At 58.9% G+C, this 17,859-nt stretch carries 14 protein-coding genes; 7 read left to right on the top strand and 7 right to left on the bottom strand.

Translation table 11 applies throughout. The annotated features are described in order from the left end of the window. Nucleotides 1-10: 10 nt before the first annotated feature. Complete coding sequence (locus RT197_RS03000) at nt 11-1,609, bottom strand: ABC transporter substrate-binding protein (protein WP_312947076.1); 1,599 nt, start codon at nt 1,607-1,609, stop codon at nt 11-13. Nucleotides 1,610-1,870: 261 nt separating this feature from the next. Here RT197_RS03000 and RT197_RS02995 point away from each other — a divergent pair, with 261 nt between their 5' ends. From RT197_RS02995 to RT197_RS02985, 3 genes are read left to right on the top strand one after another with little or no spacing between them, the layout of a single operon-like run. After that, nucleotides 1,871-3,157, top strand: coding sequence for an SrfA family protein (locus tag RT197_RS02995; protein ID WP_312947075.1), 1,287 nt, complete (start codon nt 1,871-1,873; stop codon nt 3,155-3,157). Between the two features lie 4 nt (nt 3,158-3,161). Further along, nucleotides 3,162-6,131 (top strand): virulence factor SrfB, encoded by a 2,970-nt coding sequence (locus tag RT197_RS02990; protein WP_312947074.1) that lies wholly within the window; start codon nt 3,162-3,164, stop codon nt 6,129-6,131. Then, entirely contained in the window at nt 6,128-8,248 is a 2,121-nt protein-coding gene (locus RT197_RS02985) for a virulence factor SrfC family protein (protein WP_312947073.1), read from the top strand. The genes RT197_RS02990 and RT197_RS02985 overlap by 4 nt, the downstream gene beginning before the upstream one ends. A 29-nt stretch (nt 8,249-8,277) precedes the next feature. Here the strand turns inward: RT197_RS02985 and RT197_RS02980 are convergent, their stop codons facing one another. Continuing rightward, the gene (locus RT197_RS02980; protein ID WP_312947072.1) at nt 8,278-8,451 is read right to left on the bottom strand and encodes a GhoT/OrtT family toxin; all 174 of its coding nucleotides are present in this window, start codon (nt 8,449-8,451) and stop codon (nt 8,278-8,280) included. Between the two features lie 189 nt (nt 8,452-8,640). Between RT197_RS02980 and yncL the strand changes: the two genes are divergently transcribed. After that, nucleotides 8,641-8,736, top strand: a complete 96-nt coding sequence (gene yncL / locus RT197_RS02975; RefSeq protein WP_312947069.1) for a stress response membrane protein YncL — start codon at nt 8,641-8,643, stop codon at nt 8,734-8,736. 62 nt (nt 8,737-8,798) lie between these two features. Here yncL and RT197_RS02970 read toward each other — a convergent pair whose 3' ends face one another. The 4 genes from RT197_RS02970 to RT197_RS02955 form a co-directional block, all read right to left on the bottom strand. Beyond that, nucleotides 8,799-9,245 carry a YetF domain-containing protein gene (locus RT197_RS02970; RefSeq protein ID WP_312947067.1) on the bottom strand — a complete coding sequence of 149 codons (447 nt, stop codon included), beginning with the start codon at nt 9,243-9,245 and terminating at the stop codon, nt 8,799-8,801. A gap of 9 nt (nt 9,246-9,254) precedes the next feature. After that, on the bottom strand, nt 9,255-9,773 hold the full coding sequence (locus RT197_RS02965) for a hypothetical protein (RefSeq protein WP_312947065.1): 519 nt from the start codon (nt 9,771-9,773) through the stop codon (nt 9,255-9,257). Nucleotides 9,774-9,862: 89 nt separating this feature from the next. Beyond that, complete coding sequence (patD, locus tag RT197_RS02960) at nt 9,863-11,287, bottom strand: aminobutyraldehyde dehydrogenase (protein ID WP_312947063.1); 1,425 nt, start codon at nt 11,285-11,287, stop codon at nt 9,863-9,865. A gap of 178 nt (nt 11,288-11,465) precedes the next feature. Next, the gene (locus RT197_RS02955) at nt 11,466-12,875 is read right to left on the bottom strand and encodes a PLP-dependent aminotransferase family protein (protein WP_312947573.1); all 1,410 of its coding nucleotides are present in this window, start codon (nt 12,873-12,875) and stop codon (nt 11,466-11,468) included. Nucleotides 12,876-13,043: 168 nt separating this feature from the next. Here RT197_RS02955 and RT197_RS02950 point away from each other — a divergent pair, with 168 nt between their 5' ends. Genes RT197_RS02950 through RT197_RS02940 form a run of 3 tightly spaced genes read left to right on the top strand, consistent with a single transcriptional unit; the run spans nt 13,044 to nt 15,573 of the window. Further along, nucleotides 13,044-14,444 (top strand): cytochrome ubiquinol oxidase subunit I, encoded by a 1,401-nt coding sequence (locus tag RT197_RS02950; protein ID WP_312947060.1) that lies wholly within the window; start codon nt 13,044-13,046, stop codon nt 14,442-14,444. Continuing rightward, nucleotides 14,444-15,454 carry a cytochrome d ubiquinol oxidase subunit II gene (gene cydB / locus RT197_RS02945; protein ID WP_312947571.1) on the top strand — a complete coding sequence of 337 codons (1,011 nt, stop codon included), beginning with the start codon at nt 14,444-14,446 and terminating at the stop codon, nt 15,452-15,454. Before RT197_RS02950 ends, cydB begins: the two co-directional genes overlap by 1 nt. Further along, nucleotides 15,454-15,573, top strand: coding sequence for a DUF2474 domain-containing protein (locus RT197_RS02940; protein ID WP_312947058.1), 120 nt, complete (start codon nt 15,454-15,456; stop codon nt 15,571-15,573). The genes cydB and RT197_RS02940 overlap by 1 nt, the downstream gene beginning before the upstream one ends. Nucleotides 15,574-15,878: 305 nt before the next feature. Here the strand turns inward: RT197_RS02940 and RT197_RS02935 are convergent, their stop codons facing one another. Then, nucleotides 15,879-17,846 carry a U32 family peptidase gene (locus tag RT197_RS02935; RefSeq protein WP_312947056.1) on the bottom strand — a complete coding sequence of 656 codons (1,968 nt, stop codon included), beginning with the start codon at nt 17,844-17,846 and terminating at the stop codon, nt 15,879-15,881. Nucleotides 17,847-17,859 lie beyond the last annotated feature (13 nt).

Here is a 17,859-nt window from a genome sequence, read left to right as displayed (position 1 = left end):
CCTTTCGTCTTTAGTTCAGTTTCGCTTTTGAGAAATCACTGCCCATCAGGCTGACACTGTAACCGGTCACGTTGCTGCGGGTGGCATAAAACGTCTTACCGTTTGCCAGCGCGATCCACGGTGCCTGCTGATAGAAAATCTCCTGCGCCTGGCCGTACAATTTCGCGCGGTCGTCCGGCACACTGGTCAGCCGGGCTTTCTGGACCAGATCGTTATAGCCCTTATCGCACCAGCGCGCGGCGTTGGAGCCGGTTTTAATACTGTTGCAGCCCAGCAGCACATCGGCAAAGTTATCCGGATCGCCGTTATCGGACATCCAGCCAAACAGCGCGGTGTCGTGCTCGCCTTTGCGCATCCCGGAGAGGTACTCGCCCCACTCGTAAGAAACGATTTTGGCCTTCACGCCGACTTTCGCCCAGTCGCTCTGGATCATCTCCGCAATGCGGCGCGAGTTCGGGTTATAAGGACGCTGTACCGGCATCGACCACAGCGTTGCCTCGAAGCCTTTCTCCAGCCCGGCCTGCTTCAGCAGATCCTTCGCCTTCTGCACATCGTAGCCATAATCTTTCAGGTCTTTATTGAAGCCCAGCATATTCGGCGGGATCGGCGATTTGGCAACGGTGCCGGACCCCATAAACACGGCGTTGATAATCGCTTCTTTGTCGGTGGCGTAATTCAACGCCTGACGCACCAGCACGTTATCAAACGGTTTTTTCCCGGTGTTAAACGCCAGATAGCCGACGTTCAGCGCATCAACGGAGTGCAGCGTCAGATCTTTATTCTTTTTGATGGCATCAAACTGGACCGGCGACGGGGCAGGAATAATCTGGCACTCGTTGGTTTGCAGTTTCGCCAGTCGCGTTTCCACGTTCGGGGTAATGGAGAAGATCAGGTGCTTCGTCGGCACATCTCCGTCCCAGTAGTTCGGATTGGCGATATAACGGATCAGCGAATCGACTTTGTACTGTTGCAGCGCGTAAGGGCCAGTGCCGATCGGCCAGGTATCGACGTTTTCCGGGGTGCCTTTTTTCAGCATCGCGTCGGCGTATTCAGCGGAAAGAATCGAGGCAAAATCCATTCCCCAGTCGGCAAGAAATGCGGCATTCGGTTCACTGAGGACAAACTGAACGTGGTAATCATCGATTTTTTTCACGTCGACGATCAGTTTATCCAGCCCCACGTCGTTGAAATATTCGTAATTGCCCTGCGACACATTATGGTACGGATGCTTAGGGTCTTTCTGACGCATCACCGAAAAAATCACGTCGTCGGCATTAAAATCGCGGGTCGGTTTGAAGAATTTGTTGCTGTTGAATTTAACGCCCTGACGCAGAGTAAAAGTATAGGTTTTGCCGTCAGGAGAGATTTTCCATTCGGTTGCCAGCGACGGGATCGGCGTATTTTTCTCGCGGTCGAAGTTAATCAGGCGGTTATACAGCACCTGCGAACTGGCGACGAAGGTCGGGCCGGAGCTGGCGATTTGCGGGTTGAAGGATTCCGGGGACGCTTCGGAACAGTAAATGAGCGTATCGTTATTTGCTGCCCACGCCGCGCCTGTCGGTAATAGCGCGCTCAGCGCCAGCGCGAGCAGAGATTTTCCCATTGCCATGGTTATAAGCCTTTCGAATTTATTATATGGAGCTTAATAACAGCATAGCGTCCGGCAACTGGCAAATAACAAATCACTATCAGGTTATGCTAAAGCAGTTGTTTTCGCTGTTTTTGTGAGCTTTTACGGCGACGAAATTTGCAGGTTGCCCGCGCCTGCGCCAATGCCACGAGAATTAAGCCATTTTAGCCTCTCTTCCACCGTTTATTCTGCCGCGCGTTGCGTAAAGTAGAGGCGTGAAGAAGTCTATGAGATGAGAACGTGGCAAAAACTCTTTTACGCAGTGGCGATTTGGACGATTTTCAGGCGGTTGGCGGCGGCGGACAGGCGGTATTTGATTCAGCGCTGCAAATTCGTGAAACCCTGCGCCTGCGCAAACAGCAGGCGCTGGTGGAATGCCTGGCGATCCCGCAGGTCAATGATGACGGCGACCGGGTGAACTGGTATTCGCCGATTGAAGGCCAGCCGGTTGCCTGGAAAGCCGCGGAAGAGGAAACCCGCCGTCGCGCCCTGCGCTACCTTGAAACCACCCTTGACGGGGCCGCGACGCTCAGCCGCAAATGCCTGCAATCCGGGAAAACCGCCCAGCAACTGTTTGGCTCTCTGCTGGAAAAAGCGCTGCAATTTCCCGGGGAAAACCATCTTTATCTGGTCAACGGTAAACCGGTGATCACCTTCTGGGGCTTCGTCAATCTCAACGAAAGCGCCCGCGACGATGTGCTTGATTGTCTGCGCCACGAAGAAATCCCGGAGCCGGTGATCCTGCCGCTGCCGATGGAAGAGGACCCGCCGCCGATGGACGTCAGCTTCAGCCAGGCCGACGAACCGCTCTACACCCCGCCGCCGCTACCCCTGGTTGCCGAACCGGAACCCGCAGCCCCGGAACCCGCAGCCCCGGAACAGCCTGCCGTCGTGCCGCCCGCGCCCGCCGCCAGAGCACCGCGTCGTTTCCCGCTGTGGACGTTATCCATCGCCGCCGTGCTGGTTGCCGTGGTCGCCGCACCGTTCTTTTTGCCAAAGCCCGCGCCAGAGGTTGCTGAACCGGTGGCGCAGACCGCCACGCCGCGCGCCCCGTTACCGGACATCAGCGCCGCGTTGCCGCTGCATCAGGCTGACGTGATTAAACCTGCCGTTAAAGCCCCGCTGGTGATTGCCGCCATCCCGAAAGAGTCGCTGGTGATGGACGCCGGGCAGGTAAAAGCCGGGCTGACCCGTTTTCTTAACGGTAACTGGCAGGTACAGATGGCCATTCAGGACCCGGCGACTGGCAAAGCGCCGTCGCTGCGGTTTCAGATCCAGAACAATAAAGGCACCGCCCGACTGGTGCACGGCGACAGCGTGGTATGCCGGGCGGACATTTTCTCCGGCCTGCATCAAAGCGGCGAGCTGATGATCAAAAGCCGGGGCCACGCGCGCTGTAGCGACGGCTCCCGCTATCCGATGCCGGAAATCACCTGCAAAGCGGGGGCCAGCGACGTTGCCGAGTGCCTCGCCCGCTTTGACGCGAACCAAATCGTCCCGCTGACGTTTCGAAAAATAGGTGCCTGATCCCATGCTGGTAAATCTCTGCGATTACAAACAGAGCGTCACGTTAATCGCCAACAGTGGCGTACAGTTTCTTGATTTTGGCCTGACGCCGCAGGACACCCTGCAAAGCGGGCGCTTCGTGCGCAAAACGGCCAACGGCCCGCTGCTGCGTCTGGATTATGACGTGGTGCACAACCGTTACACGCTGCCCGGTCGCGATGGCGCGCAGCCGGAAGTGGTCAAGCCGGAAAGCACTCTGCCGCTGACGCAGTCGCTGGCCCTGCTGGACGGCGTCTGGCTGCCGCTGCCCTTTTTACGTTTTAATCCGCCGCGCACTTTCGTTGAAGGCCCGGACAACTGGGGCCGGATGCAAATTCGCGCCCTCGCCGAGCCGGACAGTTCCGGTAATACCCACCGCATCACTCTGGCGCTGGATACCCAAATCAGCGAGCATTCGCCCGCTGCGCTGGCCCCCGTGGAAAACGATCTGCTCAACGGCACCCGCTTTGCGCTGGCGTGGCGCGATGACGAACTGGCAGATTTTCTCGACCAGACGTGGATTGACGGCTGGCTGCGCGAAGTATTCACCCACTATGTCACCCGCCATGAAAAACGCAGCGAGCAGGCTGTCACCCAGGCGCTGCGCAGCTTCGAATATCAGGGACACTGGCTGAACCTGCTGGCGCTGCTTGGCGAGCAGCTAAGCGTGCCGGAAGTCAAGCTGGTGACAGCCACCCTCAGCACCCCGGCGATCCCGGTGGATTTGATCCTCGACGTCGGCAATACCCATACCTGCGGGGTGATTATCGAAGATCACGGCGATGCCAACGACGGCCTGCGCCAGACGGCGGAGCTTCAGGTGCGCTCCTTAAGCGAGCCGCAATTTCTTAACGAGCCGCTGTTTACCAGTCGGCTGGAGTTTTCCGAAGCGCGCTTTGGCAAGCAGCACTTTTCGGTTGAAAGCGGGCGTGAGGACGCGTTCGTCTGGCCGTCGATTGTTCGCGTCGGTGATGAAGCGCGCAAGCTGGCGATGCAGCGGCTGGGCACCGAAGGCAACAGTGGCATCTCCAGTCCGCGCCGCTATCTGTGGGATGAATCGCCGGTACTTCAGGACTGGCGCTTCAGCCAGATGAACGCCAAAACCCAGCGCGAGCCGCTGGCGACCGCCTTCCCGCTGATGAATCTGATGAACGATGATGGTCAGCCGCTGTTTACTCTGCCGCAGGACGAGCGCCTGCCGGTATTTTCGCCGCAGTACAGCCGCAGCACCCTGATGACGCATATGCTGTGTGAGCTACTGGCGCAGGCGCTGGGGCAAATCAACAGCGCGGCAACCCGCCTGCGGCTGGGCTTCCCCGCTTCACCGCGCCAGCTACGCACCATTATTCTTACCCTGCCGTCGGCGATGCCGAAACAGGAGCGGGAAATTTTCCGCCGCCGGATGTTTGAAGCCATCGCCCTGGTGTGGAAAGCGATGGGCTGGCATCCGCAGGACGAGGATTTTGTCAGCCAGAAACAGCAGGATAAAAGCCGCGTGCCGGTTCCGGCAATTCAGATGGAATGGGACGAAGCCAGCTGTGGGCAACTGGTATGGCTGTACAACGAAGCGATTTCCCATTACGGCGGGCAGACCGAAACCTTTTTTGCCTCCCGCGCCAGACCTGACCGTGCTCACGCTGACCAGCGGGCGCTGCGGGTCGCATCCATTGATATTGGCGGCGGCACCACCGATATGGCGATCACCCATTATCAGCTTGATGACGGTACCGGCAGCAATGTCAAAATCACCCCGCAATTGCTGTTTCGCGAAGGCTTTAAGGTCGCGGGCGATGACGTACTGCTGGATATTATTCAGCGCTACATTCTGCCCGCCCTGCAAACCGCGCTGCAAAAATCGGGGATGATCGACGCGGCCGCGCTGATGGCAACGCTGTTTGGCGACTCCGGGCGCATCGACACCCAGGCGGTATTGCGCCAGCAAACCACTCTGCAACTGTTTATGCCGGTAGGCCATGCCATTCTGTCGGCGTGGGAGCAGAGCGATATCCACGATCCGCTGGCCGGACTGCACGCCACGTTTGGCGAACTGCTGGATCAGCCGCCGGGTCGTAACGTCATGAATTATCTCACCCAGGCGATTGAGCACGCGCTGCCCGCCGGATCGCCGGAGTTCGATATTCTGGCGGTGCCGATCGAGGTGAATTTCCGTGCGCTACAGCGGGCGATGCTGGCGGGTGAGTTTACCCTGAGCGCCCCGCTGCACGCGGTCTGCGAAGCGATTTCGCACTATACCTGCGACGTGCTGCTGATCACCGGGCGTCCGGGCTGTCTGCCCGGCGTACAGGCGCTGATCCGCCATCTTCAGCCCGTGCCGGTTAACCGGATGGTGTGGCTGGATCGCTATCCGGTTCACGAATGGTATCCGTTCAGCCAGCAGGGACGGATTGGCAACCCCAAATCCACCGCTGCCGTCGGCGCGATGCTCTGTAGTCTGGCGCTGGATCTGCGCCTGCCGCGCTTTAACTTTAAGGCGGCGGATATCGGCGCGTATTCGACGGTCCGCTACCTGGGCGTGCTGGACAACACCGTCAACACCCTGCGCGATGAAAACGTCTGGTATCACGATATCGATCTGGATAAAGGCGGCAGCAAGCTGGATGCCCGTCTGCATTTCCCGCTGCGCGGCAATGTCACTCTCGGCTTCCGCCAACTGGCAAATGCCCGCTGGCCCGCCACGCCGCTGTACACGCTGAGCATTAATTCGCCGGAGCTGGCGAAAGCCATCGCCGGTGACGGGGTGCTGAATGTGCGTCTGCAACTGACCGGCGGCAGTAAAACGCAGGGGCCGGAAGCGTTTATCCTCAGCGATGCCTGGCTTCAGGACGGCACCCCGGTTGCCGCCGATGCGCTGACCCTGAAACTGAATACCCTGGCCGACCGCCGTCACAGCGGCAGCCACTACTGGATTGATAGCGGGAGCATTTACCTCAAATGAATCACTTAACGTCAGTGAGTGCGTGGATCGAAGAGGCCCGCAAGCGCAGCCCGATGCTGGATAACGATGCCGATGCCCTGCTGGCAGGCATCGCGTCGCTGATGGCGCAATCCCGCGCGCTGGCGCAGACGCAAAACGCGCAGGCCAGCATCGGTCTGTACGGTCAGTCCCAGGCCGCGAAGGCGTATCTGCTTTCGGCGCTGGGCCGCGATAACGGGCGTTTGTCCGTCCCGGTCGGCAGTAAAACCCTCGACTGGTTTACCCATATCAATCCGGGGCATCAGGCAACGCGGATGGCGCTGCGTTTCAGTCCAGGTGCTGCCATACCGGACGATGATTTTCCGCTGCGCCTGCGGCTGATCTCAGAAGCGGAACTGGTGCAGCTTTTTATTGCTCACGCCCGGGCGCAGGGGGATTTACGGGCGGTGGATCGCCCGGTTATCGAAGCGCGTCTTCACGCCTGGAAAGCGCTGCGCCAGCCGCAAAGCGTGCCGGGGCTGGACGCCGCTGACGTTGCGGCAATCGCCCGATTCTGGCGCAGTCAGGTTCCGGCTGCCCGACAGCACATTGATGATTCGCTGTGGTATCAGTTCGCCCATCTGCTGCCGTCGCTGGATCTAAGCGCCCGAGCCAGCGCCTGGTCGCTGCTGTGGGGCGAACAGCAGGAGCTGACGCATCAGTGGCTGGCGCTGGCGCACGTTCTGCATCTGACGGGGCATGCCCGCGAACTGGCGGCACCGCTGAGTTTACTGGTCGATCAGTTTGCCCTGCCCGCCGACGGATTTTTGACCGTGGACAGCGCCTGTGCCGATGAGGTCGTGGTGCATCCGTGGACGGATAATCAATTACGCAATGCGATTAGCCTGCCAGTCGATACGCTGTCGCTGCTGACCTGCGAGCTGATCCTGCCGCTGGAAAGCGGCGCGCTGGAGAATGTGGATATTCTTGATATTCCTGCTTCTGCCGCGTCTTCTCATCCGGCACTGTGGCAGAGCAAATGCGGCTGGCTGCTCGATCGCTACCGTCAGCATCTGGAGCCTGACGTGCTGGTGATATGTAACGCCACCCGTGAGCGCGCGCAAACGCCGGTGATGGCGAAAGCGCTGCGTCAGTGGGTTGATGAAACCCAGCCGGAACAGGAAAGCGCGCTGCCCGGTCTGGTGTGGGCAATTACCCCGCAGGACGATCGTTTTAGCCACAAGCGCAATCTGGATGAAGCGGTCCAGCAGTTGCTGGGTAATCCGGGCCAGCGCTGGGGAACACTTCAGGCGCTGGATAGCGGGAGCGTGCAGCGCCTGCGGGAATGGCTGGCGCAGGCCACCGCCCCCGCGCTGCGTGCGGCCCGACTGGAGAAACTGGATCAGCGATATCAGCAGCGGCTTAACGAGCTGATGCGCCCCTGTCTGCAACCGGAGGAAAACGCCGAGGCGATGGTCAGAGAGTTACAGCTTCATGCCGCCGCCCACGGTGAATTACTGGACGGGATGCTGCCGGATCTGAGTCTGTTCGAGGCCATCTGGCAGGCACCGACGCCGCGCGAGGAGAAAGTGACCGGCCTGTTTGATCAGGGTATCGATCTCTTTTCCCGCCCGGATGAACAGGCCGATGCGCAGAGTCCGTCCCGCAACGTCGGACATCTGGCTCATGCGATGTGGGTAAAACATCTGCGCCAGTGGAGCCGCCGCCCGGAAAACGCCCGGCGTTTTGGCCTCAACGGGCTTATCCTGCAACAACTGGCGGAATGCCTGATCGTCACCAGCTACCGACTGGATTTGTCCGCCCGCTTACAGGCAGAAACGTTACAGGGTCACGTCTGTGCCGCCCGCTTGCAAACGCTTATCGGCAATTTTATTGCCTGGCTTGGCTACAGCGATGTGCCGCCGCCGCAACGTCCGGCCAGCCGCATCGCCGGAGGCAGCGCAGTGTTTGCCGGGGGCGAAATCTCTGGCAGTGCGCGGTTAAATCAGTTGCCGGAGCAGCCGGTACACGCCGCCACCCGCTATGTGTATGACTGGCTGGTTGCGCTGTATACCCGCGCCACGGAAAATAAAGGCTATCAGCCTGCGCAGGCGCTTTCTGCCGCGGACCGTCAGCAATTACGTGAATGGCTTAACTAATCCGGCCCGGCGAAGGCTGCCGGGCGGTATCAGAAAAGCGATAGCAGCAGTGCCAGCGGAAAGCTGAACGGCCAGGTTGCCCCAACCAGCAGCGCCGCCAGCAGGCGAACGCGACGGCTTTCTTTGGTCAGAAACCAGGTAATCAGCGCGCAAATCGCGCCCATCACCGCGTAAAAAACCAGCATTTTTTGGTAAAACGTCATTGAAATTGTCTCCTCCCTGGAGAAAAACGCCGCGCAATATGCCTCTTTTTTTGATCTACATCAAGTTTTTCTGGCGCAATTTCCCAAACTCAAACTAGAATCAAATCTGCGCCCGTCAGGACTGCGGATAGTGTAGTCGCCGTTTTCGCGCGCAATCTACCATTGGGGTCAAACTTTTGAGGTAACGTTATGGAAGTTTCGGATAAGACTGTGGTGATGATTAACGTCTTTGCTGCGCTGGGACTTTTCAGCCTGCTTTCGTTGCGTTTTGGATGGTTTGTCTGATGAATTTGTCACCTCAGTGACAGGACGCCCGGCGGGGTTTATACGCCGGGCGTTTATCCTCTTTATTCATCATGGGTAATAATAGAAATATGCCCGTTGCGTTCGAGTATCGCGAATTTAATATCCGACAGCTTATAAACGCCCTGATTGTTACGGGCCGACGCCATAATGTCATCGCAGGAAATATCTGCCAGGCGCATTTTATCGCGCAGTAATTCCCCGTTTTCGACCAGGATGACCGGCGTGCCGTCGATCATCGACTCCGCCCCGGAAATATACTTTTTAATCATACTGAACAGCATGTCCACCACGATTAAGGTGATGATTGTTAAGGCCGCGCCGGTGACGGAAAAGTCGTTGCCCAACAGCGCCTGCTGGGTGGCCTCACTGATGATCAATAACAAAATAAGGTCGAACGAGGTCATCTGTAATAGCGTGCGCCTGCCTGCAATTTTAAACACCACCAGCAGCACCAGATAAATCGCCACCGCTCTGATTATCATGTCCATCTTATTTCCCTACGGATAAATAAATTGTGAGAAGGTCACGGTTTCATTTTTATTGACGGTAATAGCGTTGTGGCTGGTTCCCGGTTTAAGCGGCTGAAGGCCAATCCAGACGCTGTGCTCGCCCGGCCCGCCTGCGGCGGGAAATTCAAGGATCAACGTATTCCCCTGGCTGAGCGCGCGCAGTGGCTGCGGTTGCAGGGTGCGGATTTCATAACGCTGCATCAGGTCGCCGCCGAGGGTCAGGGTGAAACCGCCTCCCGGCTCGCTGCGGGCAATCGCCTTCACGTACATATCGCTGGTCAGCCTGCCAAAACGTTCATATTCGACGGTCACGCCCTGTCTGGCGCTGGTGGCGTGGGTGCTGCTGAAAATACCGCTGGAAAACAGCCCGCCAATGCCGGCGGTGAGGATCACCAATAGCACCCAGAAACCCACTGTGCGACAACCCGCTTCAAAACGCAGCCAGCCATCGTGTTCCTGAACCGGCTGGCGAGCATCATCATGGACTATTGAGCTATCTTTGCGCATCGATCATCCTGTTAACATGTCCGGGGATAATCAAAGTATGGCTTACCGGCAGGTGGACGAGGCGCTTTTTTTCGCCTCGTCCGGGAGGATTAATGCTTGATCATCACATGGCGCACGACGGTGTAATCTTCCAGCCCGTACAGCGACATATCTTTGCCATAGCCGGAAAGTTTTTGCCCGCCGTGGGGCATTTCGCTGACCAGCATAAAGTGCGTGTTAACCCAGGTGCAGCCGTATTGCAGGCGGGCGCTGAGGCGGTGCGCGCGCCCGACATCGCGGGTCCAGACTGACGAGGCCAGGCCGTACTGCGAATCGTTGGCCCACGCCAGCACCTGATCTTCATCGTCAAAGGCGGTGACGCTGACCACCGGGCCAAACACTTCGCGCTGTACAATTTCGTCTTCCTGCCTGGCTCCCGCCAGCAGCGTTGGCTGGAAGTAATAGCCTTTGCCTTCCGCTTTACTGCCGCCGGCAACCACCCGGATGTGGCCCAGTGCTTTGGCCTTTTCCACCGCCTCGCTGACCCGATCCAGATGCGCCTGCGAACTTAGCGGCCCCAGTTCAGTGGTTTCCTCTTCCGGCGGGCCGATCTTCAGACTGGCCACCGCCGCGCCCAGCTTTTCGACCAGCGCATCATAAATGCCCTTCTGAGCGTAGATCCGGCAGGCGGCGGTACAGTCCTGCCCGGCATTGTAATAGCCAAAGGTACGCACGCCTTCCACCACCGCGTCGAGGTCGGCATCGTCAAAGACGATCACCGGCGCTTTCCCGCCCAGCTCCATATGGGTGCGTTTTACCGATGAGGCGGTATGGCTGATGATATGCTGCCCGGTGGCAATCGAGCCGGTCAGCGATACCATCCGCACTTTTTCATGGCCGGTCAGCGGATCGCCCACCGTTTTGCCACGTCCGAACAGGACGTTCAGCACCCCCGCCGGGAAAATATCTTTTGCCAGCTCCGCCAGGGCCAGCGCGGTCAGCGGCGTGATTTCCGACGGTTTGATCACCACGCAGTTGCCAGCGGCCAGCGCCGGAGCCAGTTTCCACGCCGCCATCATCAGCGGATAGTTCCACGGCGCAATCGAGGCCACCACACCTACCGGGTCGCGGCGGATCATCGAGGTATGTCCTTCCAGATACTCCCCGGCCGCCAGACCATTCAGACAGCGGGCGGCCCCGGCAAAGAAGCGGAATACGTCCACCACCGCCGGGATCTCATCCCCCAGCACGCAGTGCAGCGGCTTACCGCAGTTTTGCGACTCCAGTCGGGCGAGTCTTTCGGCATTCTGTTCAATGACATCGGCCAGTTCAAGCAGGCACCCGGCGCGGACTTTTGGCGTGGTCTGCCCCCAGCCATCAAACGCTTGCGCGGCGGCATTCACTGCCGCATCAACCTGTGCCGCCGACGCTTCGGCAATCTCCAGCAGCGCCTCGCCGGTGGCCGGGTTGTACACCGTCTGCTTCTCGCCTTCACCCGCCACCAGTTCGCCATTTATCAGTAAATACTGTTGCATAGTGTTGTCCTGTTCAGATTGATCGGTCCCCTTCGCCTGATCCGTTGCAGCAAGCGTGCCAGGTATCAGGCTACCGCGTAATACTTAAAAGGATAGATGGCAACGGCAGAATGAGCGGCGCGCAGAATGTTACCGCCGCCACATTACTGAACAGAGATGCACGGTTGAAGTGCAGACGTCAGCGCATCATCTGGCGGATCAGTTCGCCCAGGGTGCGCACCGCCTGCTCTTCTTTTTCGCCCCAGCCCCAGGAGGTATTGAAGCGGAAAAAAGGCCGCCAGGCGTTGGATGTGGAGAACATTTTTCCCGGCGCGATGCTGATCTGGTGCGCCAGCGCCCGCTCGCCAAGCTCGCCCGCGTCTAGGCTGGCAGGCAGTTCCAGCCATAAAAAATAGCCGCTGTCGTTATGGTGGATTTTCACCTCCGCCGGGAAATAACGCAGCATCGACTGCCAGGCGAGGTGTTTGCGCTCGGCAAGCTGGCGGCGCAGCCTGCGCAAATGGGTGTCGTAGCGGCGCGTGGACAAATAATCCACCAGCGCAAGCTGCATCGGGGAACTGGTCGACAGCGTGCTCATCAGTTGCAAATGCTGAATGCGCTGGGCGTGCCTGCCCGCCGCCACCCAGCCGATGCGAAAACCGGGAACCAGGCACTTTGAAAACGACGAGCAGTGCAGCACCCGGTCGTGCCGATCCCAGGCTTTGGCGGGCAGCGGTTTTTCGCGGCCAAAATACAGTTCGCTGTAAACGTCATCTTCAATCAGCACCACGTTATGCTCCGCCAGCAGCGCCACCAGCCGCGCCTTTTTCCCGGCGCTGAGGGTAAAACCCAGCGGATTCTGGCTGTTGGTCATCAGCCAGCAGGCTTTCACCGGATACTCTTTTAGCGCCCTGGCCAACGCGTCGAGATCGATGCCCTCTTTCACGTCGCTCGCCACCGACAGCGCCTTCAGCCGTAGCCGCTCCAGCGCCTGAAGCGCCCCGTAAAAGCATGGGTTTTCGACAATCACCCAGTCACCCGGCTGCGTTACCGCTTGCAGGCTCAGATTCAGCGCCTCCAGCGCCCCGGCGGTGATGACGATTTCGTCGGGGGAGACCGGGATCCCCTGCAACGCATAGCGGCGGGCGATGGCGTGCCGCAGTTCGCGATTCCCCGGCGGCAGATTCTCAATCACGCTCATGGCGCTGGCGGTTTTACTGACCTGCGCCAGCGAACGGTTAAGCTGGCGCAGCGGGAACAGATGCGGATCGGGAAAGGCGGAGGCAAACGGCAGCACTGACGCTTCCCGGCTGGCCTGCAACACCTCAAAGATATAGGTGTTGATGTCCACTGCTTCATCGCTCATCACCTGCGCAGGCGGCGCGGACTGTTTAGTTACCGCGCGCGGGGCGACGTAGTATCCCGATTGCGGACGGGCCAGAATCCGCCCCTGGCTTTCCAGCATCTGATAGGCGTGGCTGACGGTCATAAAACTCATCCCGCTGCTCACCACCTGTTCACGCAGGGAGGGCAAACGGTCGCCGGGCTGCCAGACGCCGAGATCGATTTGTTCATTAATTTGCTGCGCCAGACGCTGATACTTTTTCATCGCAAATGCTAAGCCATAAGGTGAAATGTTGAGCATAAATTATATCAGTTAGCGAAAAATAAAACATTTTCAGCAACTGTTATAAATAAAAAGAACGGATCTGTGTCTGACAGTTGCCGCTTGCTATGACTACCCTATGATCATCCATCGTTTGTTTCGGGGTAGTCCATGTTTGGTCTCGATGCGTTTCACCTGGCCAGAATTCAGTTCGCCTTTACGGTTTCCTTCCACATTATTTTTCCGGCCATCACTATCGGTCTGGCGAGTTATCTGGCGGTGCTGGAAGGGTTATGGCTGAAGACCAAAAATCCGGTATGGCGGACGCTGTACCATTTCTGGCTCAAAATTTTTGCCGTTAACTTCGGTATGGGCGTGGTTTCCGGGCTGGTGATGGCTTACCAGTTCGGCACCAACTGGAGCGGTTTTTCTGAGTTCGCGGGCAGTATTACCGGGCCGCTGCTGACCTATGAAGTGCTGACCGCCTTCTTCCTGGAAGCCGGATTCCTCGGCGTAATGCTGTTTGGCTGGACCAAAGTCGGCCCCGGCCTGCATTTTTTTGCCACCTGCATGGTGGCGCTCGGCACTATTGTTTCGACGTTCTGGATCCTCGCATCAAATAGCTGGATGCACACGCCGCAGGGCTTTGAAATCGTCAACGGCCAGGTGATCCCGGTAGACTGGTTTGCGGTGATTTTTAACCCGTCTTTTCCCTACCGGCTGCTGCATATGACCATCGCGGCATTTCTCAGCAGCGCGCTGTTTGTCGGCGCGTCGGCGGCCTGGCATCTGCTGCGCGGTAACGACACGCCCGCTATCCGCACGATGTTTTCCATGGCGCTATGGATGGCGCTGATCGTTGCCCCCATTCAGGCAATGATCGGCGATATGCACGGGCTGAATACGCTTGAGCATCAGCCCGCAAAAATCGCGGCGATTGAAGGGCACTGGGAGAATCGCCCCGGCGAAGCCACCCCGCTGCTGCTGTTTGGCCTGCCGGATATGGAGCAGGAGCGGACCCGCTACGGTCTGGAGATCCCCGCGCTGGGCAGCCTGATCCTGACCCACAGTTTCGATAAACAGGTGCCTGCGCTGAAAGACTATCCGAAAGAGGATCGGCCCAATTCGACCATCGTGTTCTGGTCGTTCCGCATTATGGTGGCGATGGGGCTGCTGATGATGCTGATGGGCGTGCTGTCGCTGTGGCTGCGCTATAAGCACCGGCTTTATCGCTCGCGGCCTTTCCATCACTTCGCGTTATGGATGGGGCCAGCCGGGCTGGTGGCGATCCTCGCCGGATGGGTGACGACCGAAGTTGGTCGCCAGCCGTGGGTGGTGTATGGCTACCAGCGCACGGCCGATGCGGTTTCTGCCCACGGCGAGCTGCACATGAGCCTGACATTGCTGGCGTTCTTTGTGGTCTATACCTCGGTGTTTGGCGTCGGCTATGCCTATATGGTCAGCATGATCAAAAAAGGCCCGCAGCCGTTCGACGAGCTGCCGACCCACGGCACGCCTGCCCGTCCGCTCTCCGCTGCGGGCGAAGAGTTTGATACGAAGGAGAAAGTGTGATTGGTCTCGATCTCTCTGTGATCTGGTTTGTGATTATCGTCTTCGCCACCCTGATGTATATCGTGATGGACGGCTTCGACCTCGGCATCGGCATTCTTTTTCCCGCCACCCGGGATGCTGAAGACCGCGACGTGATGGTCAACAGCGTCGCGCCGGTGTGGGACGGCAACGAAACCTGGCTGGTGCTGGGCGGTGCGGGACTGTTCGGCGCGTTTCCGCTGGCGTATGCGGTGATTATTGATGCGCTGACGATCCCGCTGACCCTGATGCTGATCGGCCTTATCTTTCGCGGCGTGGCCTTTGAATTCCGCTTTAAAGCCACGCCGTCGCATCGTCCGTTCTGGGACAAGGCATTTCTGAGCGGTTCGATTCTGGCAACGTTTAGCCAGGGCGTGGCGGTGGGCGCGGTGATTAACGGTTTTCAGGTCAGCGGGCGCAGCTACAGCGGCGGCGCGCTGGACTGGCTGACCGCGTTTAACCTGTTCTGCGGTCTGGGGCTGGTCATTGCCTATGCGCTGCTCGGCGCAACCTGGCTGGTGATGAAAAGCAGCAATCCCTTGCAGGACCGGATGCGCTTTGTCGGCAAGCGGCTGCTGCTGGCGCTGCTGGTAGTGATTGCAATAATCAGCCTGTGGACGCCGCTGACCCATCCGGCGATTGCCGATCGCTGGTTTAGCCTGCCAAATCTGTTTTTCCTGCTGCCGGTCCCGCTGCTGGTGCTGGCGCTGAGTTTCTGGCAGTGGCGCTGCCTGAATAATCCCCATAGTCACACCCGGCCTTTCCTGCTGACGCTGGGGCTGATTTTCCTCGGCTTTAGCGGGCTTGGGATCAGCATCTGGCCGCATATTATTCCGCCCTCCATCACCCTGTGGCAGGCGGCGGCACCGCCGCAGAGCCAGGGCTTTATGCTGGTGGGCGCGCTGCTGATCATTCCGGTGATTCTGGGCTATACGTTCTGGAGCTACTACGTTTTCCGCGGCAAGGTCCGCCACGGGGAGGGGTATCACTGATGTTGCTGAAACGCCTGTTCTGGCTGGCGATCATCTGGGGCGGCAGCGTGCTGGCCCTGGCGCTGGTCGGCATGTTCTTCCGCCTGTTGATGTCGGCGGCCGGTTTTAAATCTCACTAAGCGCCAGGTGGATTTTTCCCTCTCCCTGACCCTCTCCCGGAGGGAGAGGGAACTGACCGAGTGCGGGGTGACGTCCGGTGTCGGTTTTCTCCCTAACTGACCGGGCGCGGGGTGACGTCCGGCGTCAGTTTTCTCCCTAACTGACCGAGTGCGGGGTGACGTCCGGCGTCGCTTTTCTCCCTAACTGACCGAGTGCGGGGTGACGTCCGGCTTCGGTTTTCTCCCTCTCCCCCGGGGAGAGGGCCGGGGTGAGGGGGAATTGCCGGTACATTGTCCCTTCCCTCTCCCAATCACGCCAGCGGCCATTACCTCCGGCGTTTTGGCAGGGTTTTTACCCATTCCTGCGGGCTGACCGCCCCAACCACGCTGCCCGCCAGCGGCATTTTCAGAATGTGGTTTTTGATTTTGCCGATCACATGCATTTCGCAAGGCTTGCAGTCAAATTTCAGCGTCAGCACTTCGTCCCCCTGCACCAGTTGCATCGGCGTGGTGCGCCCGCCCTTCACCCCGGTCACGCCTTTGGCCTGTTTCGGGCACAGATTAAAGGCAAAGCGCAGGCAGTGTTTGGTGATCATCACCGGCACGTCACCTTTTTCCTGATGCGCTTCGTAGGCCGCGTCAATCAGCGTGACGCCATAGCGCTGGTAAAAAGCGCGGGCTTTCTGGTTATAGACATTCGCCAGGAAACTCAGCTGCGCCTCTGGAAACACCGGCGCGGGCCGGGCTACCGCTTTGCGCTGTCCGCGCTGATAGCCCGCCAGCCGTGCCTCGTCCAACCGTTCGACCGCTTCGCGCCGGAGCTGATTAAGCTGGCTGCTGGCGACGAACAGCGCCCCCGGCAGCGCGATGGCGATATTGCGCGCGTAATAAAGCGTCTGCCCCAGCTTTCCCAGTCCCTCTTCGAGACTGGCCTGCGCTTTTTGCGGATTATTCGTTTCCTCAAACATCCCCTCCAGCGTGTGGGTCACGCTAAAGCCATCCTCGCTGGTCAGCGTCAGGATCAACTGCTCCTGCCAGCCGCCCAGTTCAATGTCCAGCGCAATGCGCCGTTCGCTGGAGGTTTTCAGCAGCGCCTGCTGCCAGTGGTGATCGAGATTACGGTTCAGCGGATGATGCGGGCGCAGGGTCAGCATCTCGCCCGGCATTTCATTGGGCCAGATGCGCCAGCGGTCCGCCGCCAGCTTTTCAACGGTATTGGCGCGAAAGCCGACAACCTCGCGCTTGATCATCACGTTCAGGCCGTCGCCATTCGCCAGCGTTTCCCCGGTCGTCACCTCCAGGTGATCTTTTGCCACCTTCAGCACTTCCCCGATGGGCAGGCCGATAAACTTCGGCGAATCAAACGCGCCGATATCGCCCTGCCGCTGGTTAACGAAATAATCGGTGCTGCCGCGATGAAAAGTTTTGTCGGTCGAGGGAATAAAGCTGTGCGTCGTCCGCCCGGCGGAAGCACGCGCCAGATCGCAGCGCTGCTCCAGAATGGCGTCCAGTTTCTGCCGGTAATGGGCGGTGATGTTTTTTACATAGCTCATGTCTTTATAGCGCCCTTCAATTTTGAAGGAGCGCACGCCCGCGTCGATCAGCGCCAGCAGGTTGGCGCTCTGATCGTTGTCTTTCATCGACAGCAGATGTTTTTCATACGCCACCACCCGGCCCTGGTCATCCTTAAGTGTATACGGCAGACGGCAGGCCTGCGAACAGTCGCCCCGATTGGCGCTGCGTCCGGTTTGGGCGTGAGAAATATAGCACTGCCCGGAATAGGCCACACACAGCGCGCCGTGAATAAAAAACTCAAGCGAGGCATCGGTGGCGTCATGAATGGCGCTGATTTGCTTCAGGTTGAGTTCGCGCGCCAGCACGATCTGGCTGAAACCAACATCGCCGAGAAATTTGGCTTTTTCCACGCTGCGAATATCGCACTGGGTGCTGGCATGTAGCTCTATCGGCGGAATGTCCAGCTCCAGAATGCCCATGTCCTGCACGATCAACGCGTCTACTCCGGCCTGCCAGAGATCGGTAATCAGCTTTTGCGCCGGCTCCAGTTCGTTGTCGTGGAGAATGGTATTGAGGGTGATGAACACCTTTGCGCCGTAGCGATGCGCAAACGGCACCAGTTGAGCAATGTCGGCCAGCGAGTTGCTGGCATTGTGCCGCGCGCCAAAACCGGGGCCGCCGATATAAACGGCGTCTGCGCCGTGCAGAATGGCCTCGCGGGCAATGGTGGTATCGCGGGCGGGGCTTAACAGTTCAAGGTAGTGAGGTTGCAGGCGCATTCAGACGTCATTA

The organism is Superficieibacter sp. (assembly GCF_032071645.1).
In the GTDB taxonomy this organism is placed as follows: Bacteria; Pseudomonadota; Gammaproteobacteria; order Enterobacterales; family Enterobacteriaceae; genus Superficieibacter.
This window is presented reverse-complemented; position numbering and strand designations above follow the sequence as displayed.